The organism is Mycobacterium triplex (genome assembly GCF_000689255.1).
Classification (GTDB): domain Bacteria; phylum Actinomycetota; class Actinomycetes; order Mycobacteriales; family Mycobacteriaceae; genus Mycobacterium; species Mycobacterium triplex.
Map to the genome: position 1 here is coordinate 4,368,699 of NZ_HG964446.1, position 12,884 is coordinate 4,381,582.

Consider the following 12,884-nt stretch of genomic DNA (forward strand, 5'->3'; position numbering starts at 1 on the left):
GTCAATGGGAGTCCCACGCCCACACGATTGTATGAGACTGGTAGTACCAATTATTGCACTGGTTTTCGGGTCAGAAGGACGTCTCCAACTGCGTGTACTTACCGATATCTTAAGCAAAACACGTAGTCAGCAAGGGCTACCGACGAGTACGACACAAAACTGTGGTCTTGGTCACGTCGTCGCCGGACCGTAATCAAACGTTGTCCCCGGCGTTGTCAACTGGACGCCGTCAAGGGCGTCGTAAGAAAATTCGCCGGGGCTGCCCGACGGTGAAGAGGCGCTCGGGCTAGGCGCTCTTGTCGCGACGCTCGGTGCGCGACGGCTTGCGCGGGACGATGGTCGGCAAGACGTTGTCCTGCACCGTTTCCTTGGTCACGACCACCTTGGCGACGTCGTCGCGGCTCGGGATGTCGTACATCACCGGCAGCAGAACCTCTTCCATGATGGCGCGCAAGCCACGGGCACCGGTGCCGCGGTGAATGGCCTGGTCGGCGATCGCCTCGAGCGCGTCGTCGCTGAACTCCAGCTCCACCCCGTCCATCTCGAACAGCCGGGTGTACTGCTTGACCAGCGCGTTCTTCGGCTCGGACAGGATCTTGACCAGCGACTCCATGTCGAGGTTGGTGACCGAGGCCACGACCGGGAGCCGGCCGATGAACTCGGGGATCAGGCCGAACTTGATCAGGTCCTCGGGCATCACTTCGGCGAAGTGGTCGGTGGTGTCGATCTCGGCCTTGGAGCGAACCTCGGCGCCGAAGCCCAGGCCGCGCTTGCCGACGCGCTCGTAGATGATCTTCTCCAGGCCGGCGAACGCACCCGCGACGATGAACAGCACGTTGGTGGTGTCGATCTGGATGAACTCCTGGTGCGGGTGCTTGCGGCCGCCCTGCGGCGGGACCGACGCCTGGGTGCCCTCCAGGATTTTCAGCAGGGCCTGCTGCACGCCCTCACCGGAGACGTCGCGAGTGATCGACGGGTTCTCGCTCTTGCGGGCGATCTTGTCGACCTCGTCGATGTAGATGATGCCGGTCTCGGCGCGCTTGACGTCGTAGTCGGCGGCCTGGATCAGCTTGAGCAGAATGTTCTCGACGTCCTCACCGACATAACCGGCCTCGGTCAGGGCGGTGGCGTCCGCGATGGCGAACGGGACGTTGAGCATCTTGGCCAACGTCTGAGCCAGGTACGTCTTGCCGCAGCCGGTGGGGCCGAGCATCAAGATGTTGGACTTGGTCAGCTCGACCGGCTCGCACCGGGAGTCACGACCCTTTTCGCCGGCCTGAATCCGCTTGTAGTGGTTGTAGACCGCGACGGCCAGCGTGCGCTTGGCGGTGTCCTGACCGATGACGTATCCCTCGAGGAATTCCCGGATCTCGGCAGGCTTGGGAAGCTCGTCGAGCTTGACGTCGTCGGCGTCGGCAAGCTCCTCTTCGATGATCTCGTTACAAAGATCGATGCACTCATCGCAGATGTAGACCCCCGGGCCCGCGATGAGCTTCTTGACCTGCTTCTGACTCTTTCCACAGAACGAGCACTTCAGCAGATCACCGCCGTCTCCGATGCGCGCCATGGTGCCTCAGTGCCTACTTCCTGTTGCCGTACGTCTTTTAACGTGCCGCATGTGTTCCCCCGACGCTACCCGCTGGATCGGGCCCGCCGCGACCATTAGCGCCGAATCGCGTCGGTGGTATTCATGCCTGTCCGAAAACATATAGCCCGACAACCCCCGTCACTGGCGCAGACGCGCTTTCCGTGTCTTTGGCGTGTCGCGGTCGTTACCCCACCGAGGCTGCTAACACCAAACGAGCTGGTTGCCAGGCCACCACCATACAGTGGCGGGGTGGGATTGGCTGCGGGAATTTTCGGCGCGGGCGAATCCGTGCTGATCAGCGATGGCGGCCTGGCCACCGAGCTGGAAGCGCGCGGTCACGACCTGTCCGACCCGCTGTGGTCGGCGCGGCTGCTGTCGGATGCCCCGGAGGAAATCGTCGCGGTGCACGACGCCTACTTTCGGGCCGGCGCCAGGATCGCGACGACCGCCAGCTACCAGGCATCGTTCGAAGGCTTTGCGGCCCACGGGATTGACCGCGACCGATCCGTCGAATTGTTGTGCCGTAGCGTCGAACTCGCCCGGTTGGCGCGTGACGAGAACGGCGCCGCCGGCCTGCTAGTCGCGGCCTCGATCGGGCCGTATGGCGCGGCGCTGGCCGACGGGTCCGAATACCGCGGGCGTTACGGCCTCTCGGTGTCGGCGCTGACGCGATGGCATCGGCCGCGACTGGAGATCCTGGCCGCCGCGGGAGCCGACGTGCTGGCGTGCGAAACCGTGCCCGACGCCGACGAAGCCGAAGCCCTCGTCGGGCTGGTGCGCACGGTCGGCGTGCCGGCCTGGCTCAGCTACACGATCGACGGGACCACAACGCGCGCCGGCCAGTCGCTCGGCGAGGCGTTCGCGGTGGCGGCCGGCGTGGACGAGATCGTCGCGGTCGGCGTCAATTGCTGCGCCCCGGACGACGTGCTGGGAGCCATCGAGATCGCGTCGGCGATCGGCAAGCCGGTGATCGTCTACCCGAATAGCGGCGAGCGTTGGGATAGTCGCCAGCGCCAGTGGGTCGGCCGGTCGCGGTTCTCCGCAGAGCTGGCCGGGCAGTGGATCGCGGCCGGGGCGGCCATCATCGGCGGATGCTGCCGGGTCGGGCCGGCCGACATCGCGGCAGTGACGCGCCGAGCGTGCTCTGGTGGCGGGAAATCGGCTGAAAGCTCGCCATGAGAGCACGTTCGGCGAAAACTTAAGCGGTTTGCGCGGACAGCTTCCGGTACTCGAGAACGGTGTCGATAATCCCGTAGTCCTTGGCCTCTTCGGCGGTCAGGATCTTGTCCCGGTCGGTGTCCTTGCGGATGACCGCGGCGTCCTTGTTGGTGTGCCGGGCCAGCGTGGTCTCCATCAGCGTGCGCATCCGCTCGATCTCGGCGGCCTGGATCTCCAGGTCGGAGAACTGACCCTGGATCACCCCGGACAGCGACGGCTGGTGGATCAGCACCCGCGCGTTGGGCAGCGCCATCCGCTTACCCGGCGTGCCGGCGGCGAGCAGCACCGCGGCCGCCGAAGCGGCCTGACCGAGGCAGACCGTCTGGATGTCGGCCCGCACGTATTGCATCGTGTCGTAGATCGCCATCAGCGAGGTGAACCCGCCACCGGGCGAGTTGATGTACATGGTGATGTCGCGGTCGGGATCGAGCGACTCGAGCACCAGCAGCTGCGCCATGATGTCGTTCGCCGACGCGTCGTCGACCTGCACGCCGAGGAAGATGATGCGCTCCTCGAACAGCTTGTTGTAAGGGTTCGACTCCTTGACACCGAAGCTGGAGTGCTCGATGAACGAGGGGAGGATGTAACGCGCCTGGGGTTGGGTTTCGGGGTTCACTGGGCTTCTCCATTGCTGATGTGGGCGGCGCGGGTGATGATGTGGTCGACGAAGCCGTATTCCAGGGCCTCCGGCGCGGTGAACCAGCGGTCGCGGTCCGAATCGGCTTCGATCCGCTCGATCGGCTGGCCGGTGAATTCCGCGTTGAGCCGGAACATCTCCTTCTTGATGACGGCGAATTGCTCGGCCTGGATGGCGATGTCGGCCGCGCTACCCGTCACCCCGCCCAGCGGCTGGTGCATCAGGATGCGCGCGTGCGGCAGCGCGAAGCGCTTGCCCTTGGTTCCCGCCGCCAACAGGAACTCGCCCATCGAGGCGGCCATGCCCATCGCGTAGGTGGCGATGTCGCACGGCGCCAGCACCATGGTGTCGTAGATCGCCATGCCCGCGCTGATCGATCCGCCCGGGGAGTTGATGTAGAGGTTGATGTCCTTGTCACTGTCCTCGGCGGCGAGCAGCAGAATCTGCGCGCACAACCGGTTGGCGACCTCGTCGTTCACCTCCGAACCCAGGAAGATGATGCGCTCGGAGAGCAAGCGCTCATACACCGAGTCCGTGAGGTTGAGACCCACCGAATTCGAACGCATATCAGTCACGACCGGGTTACCTGCTTTCTTTCAGATCCGTACTGACGACATTAACCAACCGAGCGCGCCGTTTCGCGGCCACGCACCCCGCGTTCGCTCACAGCGTCAAGGTTGCGTCATTCCTCACCGGGCTCGCCGGCCCCGTCGTCAGCGTCATCGGAGTCCTCGGCTTCGGCGTCGCTCTTCGTCCGGTCGGGGAAGAACTGGCTCGTGTCGATCGTGTTGCCGTCGGTGTCGGTGACCGTCGCCCTCGAGACCACCGCGGCGATCGCCAGGCCGCGCCGCACATCGGCGAACATGGCCGGCAGCTGGTTGTTTTCCTGAAGGTAGGAGAACAGCTGTTGCGGCTCGATGCCGTACTGCCGCGAGGTCGCCACCAGCCGCTCGGTCAGGTCGTCCTGGCCAACCTGGACTTGCAGCTCGTCGGCCAGCGCGTCGAACAACAGCTGCCGTTGGACGTCCTTCTCCACCGCGCTGCGCGTCTCGGCTTCGAACTCCTCGCGTGTCTTGCCCTGCTCGGCCAGCACCTCGGCGAACCTCGCCTCGTCGTGGTTGACGCTGTCGATGGCGCCGTGCATGGCGCTGTCGAACTGCTCGGCGACGATGCCCTCGGGCAGCGGCACCTCGACCTGCGCCAGCAGGGCGTCCATCGTCGCTTCCTGGATCTTGCCCGCCTGCTCGGCGCGCTTGAGGTTGGCCACCTGGTCGCGCAGGTTGGTGCGCAGTTCCTCGATGGTGTCGAATTCGCTTGCCAATTGCGCGAATTCGTCATCGGGCTCGGGCAGTTCGCGCTGCTTGATGGTCTTGACGGTGACGGTCACCTGCGCGTCCTGGCCGGCGTGTTCCCCGGTCGCGAGCTTGGCGGTGAATTCCTTGGACTCGTCGACGGACAGACCGATGATCGCGTCGTCGAGACCTTCGATCAGCCGGCCGGAGCCCACCTCATGCGAGAGGCCCTCCGCGGCCGCGCCCGGGATTTCCTCGCCGTCGATGGTCGCCGACAGGTCGATCGACACGAAGTCGCCGTCGGCCACCGGACGGTCCACCCCGGTCAGGGTGCCGAACCGGGCCCGCAGCGACTGCAGCTCGGCGTCGACGTCGTCGTCGCTGACCTCGATCGGGTCCACCGACACCTTCAGCGCGGACAGGTCCGGAAGGGTGATCTTGGGGCGGACGTCGACCTCGGCGGTGAATGCGAGGTCCTCGCCGTACTCCTTTTTGGTCACCTCTATTTCGGGGCGCCCGATCGGGTGCACCTCGGTCTCGCTGACCGCTTGCCCATACCGGGTGGGCAACGCCTCGCTGACGACCTGGTCGAGCATCTCCTCGCGGCCGAAGCGGGCCTCCAGCAACTTCGTCGGCACCTTGCCGGGGCGAAACCCGGGCAGCCGGACCTGCCTGGCCAGCTCCTTGTAGGCGCGCTGGAAGTCGGGCTCGAGTTCGGTGAACGGCACCTCCACGTTGATGCGCACCCGGGTGGGGCTCAACTGCTCGACGCTGCTCTTCACGGGTGTGCTCCTCGTTCTTCTCGGTGGTGCGGCGCGAATGGTCGGGGTGACAGGATTTGAACCTGCGGCCTTCCGCTCCCAAAGCGGATGCGCTACCAAGCTGCGCTACACCCCGCGCTGACCTCGCGATCCTACGGCTCGGCGACGTCGGCCTACCAACGGCCTCGCAGACCTAACAAAGCGGTCACAAGGCCGCGTCGATTAGATTTGATGTTCGCCGCCAGATACAGTCACGCTCGACTAATACATGCGGGCGTAGCTCAATGGTAGAGCCCTAGTCTTCCAAACTAGCTACGCGGGTTCGATTCCCGTCGCCCGCTCGGGGTAGGTAGTGCTCCACAGAAAGGCGCCATGAGCGACCTGGCATTGGACGTGGACATTCACGGCTCATGCGCGTCCGACTTCGCCGGAGTACGCGGCGCCTTCGAACGCAATTTCGCCGAGCGTCTCGAGCACGGCGCGGCCGTCGCCGTCTGGGTCGACGGGGAGCTCGTCGTCAATCTCTGGGGCGGCTGGGCCGACGAGGCCGGCACCCGGCCCTGGCAGCAAGACACCTTGACGACGGTGTTGTCCGGCACCAAGGGCCTGTCGGCCACTTGCGTCCATCAGCTGGTCGACCGTGGTGAGCTGGACCTGCACGCGCCGATCGCCCGCCATTGGCCGGAGTTCGGCCAGGCCGGCAAGGAAGACATCACGCTGGCGATGGTGATGGGCCACCGATCCGGCGTCATCGGGCCGCGCGCGCCGATGAGCTGGCAACAGGTCACCGACTGGGATTACGCCTGCGAACAAATCGCCGCCGCCGAGCCGTGGTGGGAGCCGGGCACCGCGCAGGGCTACCACATGACGACCTTCGGCTTCATCTGCGGCGAGGTGTTCCGCCGGGTCACCGGCCAAACGATCGGCCAGTACCTGCGCACCGAGATCGCCGGGCCGCTGGGCGCCGATGTCCACATCGGGCTCTCCGACGCCGAGCAGCTGCGCTGCGCCGAGCGGGTGAACAAGCCGCACATGCGTGACCTGATCGCGCATGTGCCCAACCATCCGACCAGCCTCGACGAGCATCCCAAGGCGGGGCTGGCGGTCGCCATGGGCTGGGCGCCCGACGACGAGGTCAGCTCCTACGACCTCGACCTGTGGCGCCGGCTCGAATTTCCCGGCACCAACGGCCAGGTGTCGGCCCTGGGATTGGCCACGTTCTACAACGCCCTCGCCCAGGGGAAGCTGCTCAGCCGCGAGCACATGGATCTGATCCGGGAATGCCAGGGCGGCCTGGAGACCGACCTGGTGCTCGGCCCGCGGGTCGCCGACCACGGCTGGGGCCTGGGCTACATGCTCAACCAGCGTTGCGTCAACGGACCCAACCCACGCATCTTCGGCCACGGCGGGCTGGGCGGCTCGTTCGGGTTCGTCGACCTGGAGCACGGCATCGGCTACGCGTATGTGGCGAATCGCTTCGACGCCACCAAGGCCAACGCGGACCCGCGCAGCCTGGCGCTGTCCAACGAGGTCTATGCCGTGCTGGGCGTCGACGTCTGACGCAGTAGCGATAATCGCGCCCTGCCGAACGGTGTCGGCAGGGCGCGCTTGTTGATGTGGACTTGGATCAGGGGTGCCATCCGGGAGGCGGCGGCGGCCCGCCCGGACCGCCCGGGCCCCAAGGTCCGGCGGGCCCGCGGTCCCACGGATTTCCGGGCGGCCCCGGCGGCCCTCCGCGCCAGTCATGGCAGTTGTTCCAGTCCCAGTTGTTCCCCCAGCCCGGGTCCCAGAATTCCCCCGGGCACCATTGCGGGAAGGGGCCGGGCTGCGCGGCAGCCTCGGCGGCCTCGCCCACCCCCGCCAGAGCCAACACGGCTCCCGCCAAAATCGTTGCAGCTAAACGCGGTATCGGTTTCACAAGCGCAACTTCTACCCACGATATCGCGCTCGAAAACTATAGACGCCAGCGTTTCTTCCTGTCAGTTTCCTGCCAATCCGAAGCCGTCACTTCTGGCAGTTCGGGCACCAGAACACGTTGCGGCCCTCGAGCACTGCAGTGCGGATCGGCCCGCCGCACACCCGGCACGCCTCACCGGCGCGCCGGTACACATAGGTGCGGGGCCGGTCGGGCGCATAGGACGGCGGGCCGTGGTCGTGTTCGGGGCGCACCACGACGATCTTGCCGCCCCGCAAGCCGACCTTCATCAGCGCGACGAGATCGGTCCAGGCCGCATCGAATTCGGCTGCGCTGACCGCCCGACCGGGCCGGTACGGGTCGATGCGGTGGCGGAACAGCAACTCGCTGCGGTACACGTTGCCCACCCCGGCGATCACGCCCTGATCCATCAGCAATGCACCAATAGGCCTGCGGGACTTCGTGATTCGATTCCACGCCCACGCCGGGTCGGCGTCGCTGCGCAACGGGTCGGGGCCGAGTTTCGCGACGACGTCGCTGACCTGAGCCTCGTCGATCACCTCGCACACCGTGGGGCCGCGCAGGTCGGTCCCGTACTCGGCGCCCACCATCCGCATCCGTACCTGGCCGACCGGCTCCGGAAGCTCCTCGGCGCGTTCCCATTCGGTGAACGTTCCGTAGAGACCGAGGTGCACGTGCACGACCGGGCCGTCGGCGTAGTGATGGAACAGATGCTTGCCCCAGGCGTTCGAGATGCGCAGCACGCGGCCGTCGACCGCGGCCGCGGTGAAGCGGCCCTGCGGGCTGGACACGGCGACGGGCGCACCCCCGAAGCGCCGTTGATGCAGCCGCGCCAAGCGGTGCAGCGTATGGCCTTCGGGCACCTTAAGCCCGCGCGCCGGGCACCGGCGGGGCCTGGTGAGTGCGCTCGTACTCGTCGAGAATGTCGATACGCCGTTGGTGGCGTTCGGCTTTCGACCACGGGGTGGTGAGGAAGGCGTCGACGAACGTCAGCGCCTCGGCCACAGTGTGCATCCGACCACCGATCCCGATCAGCTGCGCGTTGTTGTGTTGACGCGCCAGCGACGCGGTCTCCACACTCCACGCCAGCGCGCAGCGGGCGCCCGGCACCTTGTTGGCCGCGATCTGCTCGCCGTTGCCCGACCCGCCGATCACGATGCCCAGGCTGTCCGGGTCGGCCACCGTGCGGATCGCGGCGTCGATGCAAAACGCCGGGTAGTCGTCCTCGGCGTCATAGGTGAACGCGCCGCAGTCGATCGGCTCGTGTCCGGTCTTGGTCAGGTGCTCGATGATCGCTTGCTTGAGCTCGAATCCAGCGTGGTCTGAACCCAGGTAGACGCGCATGCCCGCAATCCTTACCCGCCGCGCCGGCCGACGCAACGCGCGGGGGGTACGCCATCCGATCTAGTCGAACTCGGGCGCCTCGTGGCGCGACCGCTTGAGCTCGAAGAAGTGCGGGTAGGCCGCGAACGTCACCGAGGCGTCCCACAGCTTGCCGGCCTCTTCGCCGCGCGGGATCCGCGACAGCACCGGCCCGAAGAACGCCACGTCGTTGACGTGGATGGTGGGCGTTCCCACGTCGTCCCCGACCGGGTCCATGCCGGCGTGGTGGCTCTTGCGCAGCGCCTCGTCGTAGGCGTCGCTGTCGGCCGCGGCGGCCAGCTCGGCCGGCAGGCCGACCTCGTCCAGCGCCAGCTTGATGACGTCTTCGAGCTCCTTGTTGCCCTTGTTGTGAATCTGGGTGCCCATCGCGGTGTAGAGCGGGGCCAGCACCTCGGCGCCGTGCGCCTGCTCGGCGGCGATCGCCACCCGCACCGGTCCCCACGCCCGCTTCATGTTCTCGCGGTACTGCTCGGGCAGGTCTTCGCGGTTCTCGTTGAGCACCGCCAGGCTCATGACGTGGAAGTTCACCTCTATGTCGCGAACCTTTTCGACTTCGAGGATCCAGCGCGACGTGATCCATGCCCACGGGCACAGCGGGTCGAACCAGAAATCGGCCTTGTTTTTCGCGGGGGCCTTCTCGGACATTGCGCAGTCCTCTCCGGAACAGATCGGGAACGGTTAGAACACCGTCCAGCACAACCGTAGTCGCCGCGCGCGTGTTCCCGTTCCGCACCGTGTGCTTGCGACGCTACTAAGTTGGACGGGTGGCCCTTCCTAACCTGACCCGCGACCAAGCCGTCGAACGTGCGGCTTTGATCACCGTCGACAGCTATCAGATCAACCTCGACGTCACCGACGGAAACGGCGGGCCCGGCGAACGAACCTTCCGCTCCATTACCACGGTGGTGTTCGACGCCCTCGCCGGCGCCGACACGGTCATCGACCTCGCCGCCGAGACCGTCCGCAGCGCCACCCTCAACGGGCGCGAGGTCGACGTCTCCGGATACGACGAGTCCACCGGCATCCCGTTGCGCGGCCTGGCCGACCGCAACGTCGTCGTCGTCGACGCCGACTGCCGCTACTCCAACACCGGCGAGGGGCTGCACCGCTTCGTCGACCCGGTCGACAACGAGACCTACCTGTACTCGCAGTTCGAAACCGCCGACGCCAAGCGCATGTTCGCCTGCTTCGACCAACCCGACCTCAAGGCCACATTCGACCTGCGGGTGGCCGCGCCGGCGCACTGGAAGGTGATTTCCAACGGCGCCACCATCTCGATCGACCACGGTGTGCACAGTTTTGCGATCACCCCGCGGATGAGCACCTATTTGGTGGCCTTGATCGCGGGCCCGTACGCCCAGTGGAAGGACTCCTACCGCGACGAGCACGGCGAGATCCCGCTCGGCATCTACTGCCGGACCTCGCTGGCGCCGCACATGGACGCCGATCGGTTGTTCACCCAAACCAAGCAGGGTTTTGGCTTCTACCACCGCAACTTCGGGCTGCCCTACGCGTTCGGCAAGTACGACCAGCTGTTCGTCCCCGAATTCAACGCCGGCGCAATGGAAAACGCCGGGGCGGTGACCTTCCTGGAAGACTACGTCTTTCGCAGCAAGGTCACCCGTGCGTCCTACGAGCGGCGTGCCGAGACGGTGCTGCACGAGATGGCGCACATGTGGTTCGGCGACCTGGTCACTATGACGTGGTGGGACGACCTGTGGCTGAACGAGTCGTTCGCGACGTTCGCGTCGGTGTTATGCCAAAGCGAGGCAACCGAATTCACGGAAGCCTGGACGACGTTCGCGACCGTCGAAAAATCGTGGGCGTATCGCCAGGACCAGTTGCCGTCGACGCACCCCATCGCCGCCGACATCCCCGACCTGGCCGCCGTCGAGGTGAACTTCGACGGCATCACCTACGCCAAGGGCGCTTCGGTGCTCAAGCAGCTGGTCGCCTATGTCGGGCTGGAGCATTTTCTGGCCGGGCTGCGCGCGTACTTCCGCACGCATGCGTTCGGCAACGCCACCTTCGACGATCTGCTGTCCGCGCTGGAGCAGGCGTCGGGCCGTGACCTGTCGAATTGGGGCCAGCAGTGGCTGAAAACCACCGGGCTGAACACGCTGCGCGCGGAGTTCGACACCGACGTCGACGGAAAGTTCACCCGGTTCGTGCTGACCCAAAGCGGCGCCACTCCGGGCGCCGGCGAGACCCGGGTGCACCGGCTGGCGGTCGGGATCTACGACGACGACGGCGCGGGCAAGCTGGTGCGCGTACACCGGGAGGAACTCGACGTCGACGGGCCGGAGACGGAAGTCCCTGGGCTGGTTGGTATTTCGTCGGGCAAGCTGATTCTGGTCAACGATGACGACCTCACCTATTGTTCGCTGCGCCTGGACGCCGGATCGTTGCGGACCGCGCTGGAGCGCATCGCCGACATCGCCGAACCCCTGCCCCGCTCCCTGGTGTGGTCGGCGGCGTGGGAGATGACCCGCGAGGCCGAACTGCGGGCCCGCGACTTCGTCGCCCTGGTCTCCGGAGGTGTGCAGGCCGAGACGGAAGTCGGTGTGGCACAACGGCTGCTGTTGCAGGCGCAGACCGCGCTGGGCGCTTACGCCGAGCCGGGGTGGGCTCGTGAGCACGGTTGGCCGCGGTTCGCCGATCGGGTGCTGGAGCTGGCCCGCGCATCCGAACCGGGATCGGATCACCAGCTCGCGTTCGTCAACACGCTGTGCTCGTCGGTGCTGTCCGACCGGCATATCGCGGCGCTGGCCGATCTGCTGGAACGCGAGCCGTCCGAGTTGGGACTGGCCGGCCTGGAGGTGGACACCGACCTGCGCTGGCGCATCGTGACCGCCCTGGCCACCGCCGGCGATATCGACGCCGACGGCACCGAGACGCCGTTCATCGACGCCGAGGTGCGGCGCGACCCGACGGCGACGGGCAAGCGCCACGGCGCTCAGGCGGCCGCGGCCCGCCCCCAGCTCGAGGTCAAGGAGCAGGCGTTCACCACGGTGGTCGAGGACGACACCGTGCCCACCACGTCGGCCCGCTCGATCATCGCGGGCTTCGGGGCGCCCGGCCAGGGCGAGTTGCTCAAGCCGTTCGCCGCGCGCTATTTCCAGGCCATCCCCGGCGTCTGGGCGCGCCGGTCCAGCGAGGTCGCGCAGACCGTGGTGATCGGGCTGTACCCGTCCTGGGACATCAGCGAGGACGGCATCGCCGCCGCCGACGAATTCCTGGCCGCGCCGGAATCCGAAGTGCCCCCGGCCCTGCGCCGCCTGGTGCTGGAGGGGCAGGCCGGGGTGAAGCGGGCGTTGCGGGCCCGCACGTTCGACGGTGCCTAGGCCGGCGAGATCCCGGCGCTGAGCACGCGGATCGCACTCACCAGCCCGTCTACCAGGTGGCCCTGCTCGAATGCCGACGAGGCCGCGGCCACGCCCAACGGGGCCGCCGACTCGGCGCCCCGGCCGCGGACCTCCGCGCCGTAGACCACCTCGATGACGGCCTGGTCGGGCGAGACGGCCAGCAGCACCGCGTTGTTCGGCGTCGGCACGTCGGCCAGGATCTCGCGAGCCCGGGCGGCGGTGTCGCTACCCAAATCGCCGATGTAGATGGCGAACCGGGTCATCGACTGGCGCGAGCCGTATTTCAGGGCGTCGTCGATGGCAACGAGGTCCTTGATCGGGAACGGGTAGTGCACCGACAGCTCACCGGGCTCGGTGACGCCGGAGACCCGTCCGCTGGAGGTGATCGCAAAGCCCACCGGCAGTTCGGCCGGTGCTTTCGTCGCTACCTCACCATGTGCCACTGGCGCCACCTCCGACTGAGAACTCCGATGCGTGATGTCCGTGTGGGTGGCCGACGAATTCGTCGGTGGCGGCCCACAGCACCGGCGGATGCGTCCACGGTTCGGACATCTGGTAGGTCGCGGGGTGCGGCCCCTTGCGCGACCAGATCAGCGCCGCCAGCACGATCACCAGCAACGCCGGGATTCCAACCAAGTACAGGTGAATCTCCATAGCGCTCACGACGGAAACCGTATCCCACCGAGCGATCCCGCGGCGCGCCT

At 66.8% G+C, this 12,884-nt stretch carries 13 protein-coding genes and 2 tRNA genes; 4 read left to right on the plus strand and 11 right to left on the minus strand.

The annotated features are described in order from the left end of the window. Window positions 1-286: 286 nt before the first annotated feature. Window positions 287-1,567 (minus strand): ATP-dependent Clp protease ATP-binding subunit ClpX, encoded by a 1,281-nt coding sequence (gene clpX / locus BN973_RS20195; protein ID WP_036470433.1) that lies wholly within the window; start codon window positions 1,565-1,567, stop codon window positions 287-289. 288 nt (window positions 1,568-1,855) lie between these two features. Here clpX and mmuM point away from each other — a divergent pair, with 288 nt between their 5' ends. Then, the gene (gene mmuM / locus BN973_RS20200; RefSeq protein WP_232232223.1) at window positions 1,856-2,767 is read left to right on the plus strand and encodes a homocysteine S-methyltransferase; all 912 of its coding nucleotides are present in this window, start codon (window positions 1,856-1,858) and stop codon (window positions 2,765-2,767) included. Window positions 2,768-2,786: 19 nt separating this feature from the next. On the opposite strand, the gene clpP2 is transcribed toward mmuM, so the two are convergent. The 4 genes from clpP2 to BN973_RS20220 form a co-directional block, all read right to left on the minus strand. After that, window positions 2,787-3,422, minus strand: coding sequence for an ATP-dependent CLP protease proteolytic subunit ClpP2 (clpP2, locus tag BN973_RS20205; RefSeq protein ID WP_025737256.1), 636 nt, complete (start codon window positions 3,420-3,422; stop codon window positions 2,787-2,789). Beyond that, complete coding sequence (clpP1, locus tag BN973_RS20210) at window positions 3,419-4,009, minus strand: ATP-dependent CLP protease proteolytic subunit ClpP1 (protein ID WP_036470435.1); 591 nt, start codon at window positions 4,007-4,009, stop codon at window positions 3,419-3,421. The genes clpP2 and clpP1 overlap by 4 nt, the downstream gene beginning before the upstream one ends. A 116-nt stretch (window positions 4,010-4,125) precedes the next feature. Further along, window positions 4,126-5,517 (minus strand): trigger factor, encoded by a 1,392-nt coding sequence (gene tig / locus BN973_RS20215; protein WP_036470438.1) that lies wholly within the window; start codon window positions 5,515-5,517, stop codon window positions 4,126-4,128. A 38-nt stretch (window positions 5,518-5,555) separates the two neighbouring features. Beyond that, window positions 5,556-5,632: transfer RNA gene (locus tag BN973_RS20220), tRNA-Pro, on the minus strand. 134 nt (window positions 5,633-5,766) lie between these two features. On the opposite strand from BN973_RS20220, the gene BN973_RS20225 reads away from it, so the two are divergent. Both BN973_RS20225 and BN973_RS20230 read left to right on the plus strand, forming a co-directional pair. Beyond that, window positions 5,767-5,837 (plus strand) — tRNA-Gly (locus BN973_RS20225). Between the two features lie 31 nt (window positions 5,838-5,868). After that, on the plus strand, window positions 5,869-7,056 hold the full coding sequence (locus BN973_RS20230; RefSeq protein ID WP_036470440.1) for a serine hydrolase domain-containing protein: 1,188 nt from the start codon (window positions 5,869-5,871) through the stop codon (window positions 7,054-7,056). 67 nt (window positions 7,057-7,123) lie between these two features. Here BN973_RS20230 and BN973_RS30675 read toward each other — a convergent pair whose 3' ends face one another. The 4 genes from BN973_RS30675 to BN973_RS20245 all read right to left on the minus strand — a co-directional run bounded on the left by BN973_RS30675 (window position 7,124) and on the right by BN973_RS20245 (window position 9,460). Continuing rightward, window positions 7,124-7,369, minus strand: a complete 246-nt coding sequence (locus BN973_RS30675; RefSeq protein WP_232232120.1) for a hypothetical protein — start codon at window positions 7,367-7,369, stop codon at window positions 7,124-7,126. Between the two features lie 131 nt (window positions 7,370-7,500). After that, a complete protein-coding gene (locus BN973_RS20235; RefSeq protein WP_036470442.1) occupies window positions 7,501-8,295 on the minus strand; it encodes an Fpg/Nei family DNA glycosylase in 795 nt (264 codons plus the stop codon). A gap of 1 nt (window position 8,296) precedes the next feature. Then, entirely contained in the window at window positions 8,297-8,776 is a 480-nt protein-coding gene (locus tag BN973_RS20240; protein WP_036470443.1) for a ribose-5-phosphate isomerase, read from the minus strand. Window positions 8,777-8,836: 60 nt separating this feature from the next. Continuing rightward, window positions 8,837-9,460 (minus strand): DsbA family protein, encoded by a 624-nt coding sequence (locus BN973_RS20245; RefSeq protein ID WP_036470444.1) that lies wholly within the window; start codon window positions 9,458-9,460, stop codon window positions 8,837-8,839. Between the two features lie 119 nt (window positions 9,461-9,579). Between BN973_RS20245 and pepN the strand changes: the two genes are divergently transcribed. Then, window positions 9,580-12,159, plus strand: a complete 2,580-nt coding sequence (gene pepN / locus BN973_RS20250) for an aminopeptidase N (RefSeq protein ID WP_036470445.1) — start codon at window positions 9,580-9,582, stop codon at window positions 12,157-12,159. On the opposite strand, the gene BN973_RS20255 is transcribed toward pepN, so the two are convergent. Together BN973_RS20255 and ctaJ are read right to left on the minus strand one after the other, a co-directional pair. Then, window positions 12,156-12,623 (minus strand): DUF5130 domain-containing protein, encoded by a 468-nt coding sequence (locus tag BN973_RS20255; protein ID WP_036470448.1) that lies wholly within the window; start codon window positions 12,621-12,623, stop codon window positions 12,156-12,158. The genes pepN and BN973_RS20255 overlap by 4 nt on opposite strands. Continuing rightward, window positions 12,610-12,834: an aa3-type cytochrome oxidase subunit CtaJ gene (ctaJ, locus tag BN973_RS20260; protein WP_036470451.1), complete on the minus strand. Its 225-nt coding sequence runs from the start codon at window positions 12,832-12,834 to the stop codon at window positions 12,610-12,612. Before ctaJ ends, BN973_RS20255 begins: the two co-directional genes overlap by 14 nt. Window positions 12,835-12,884 lie beyond the last annotated feature (50 nt).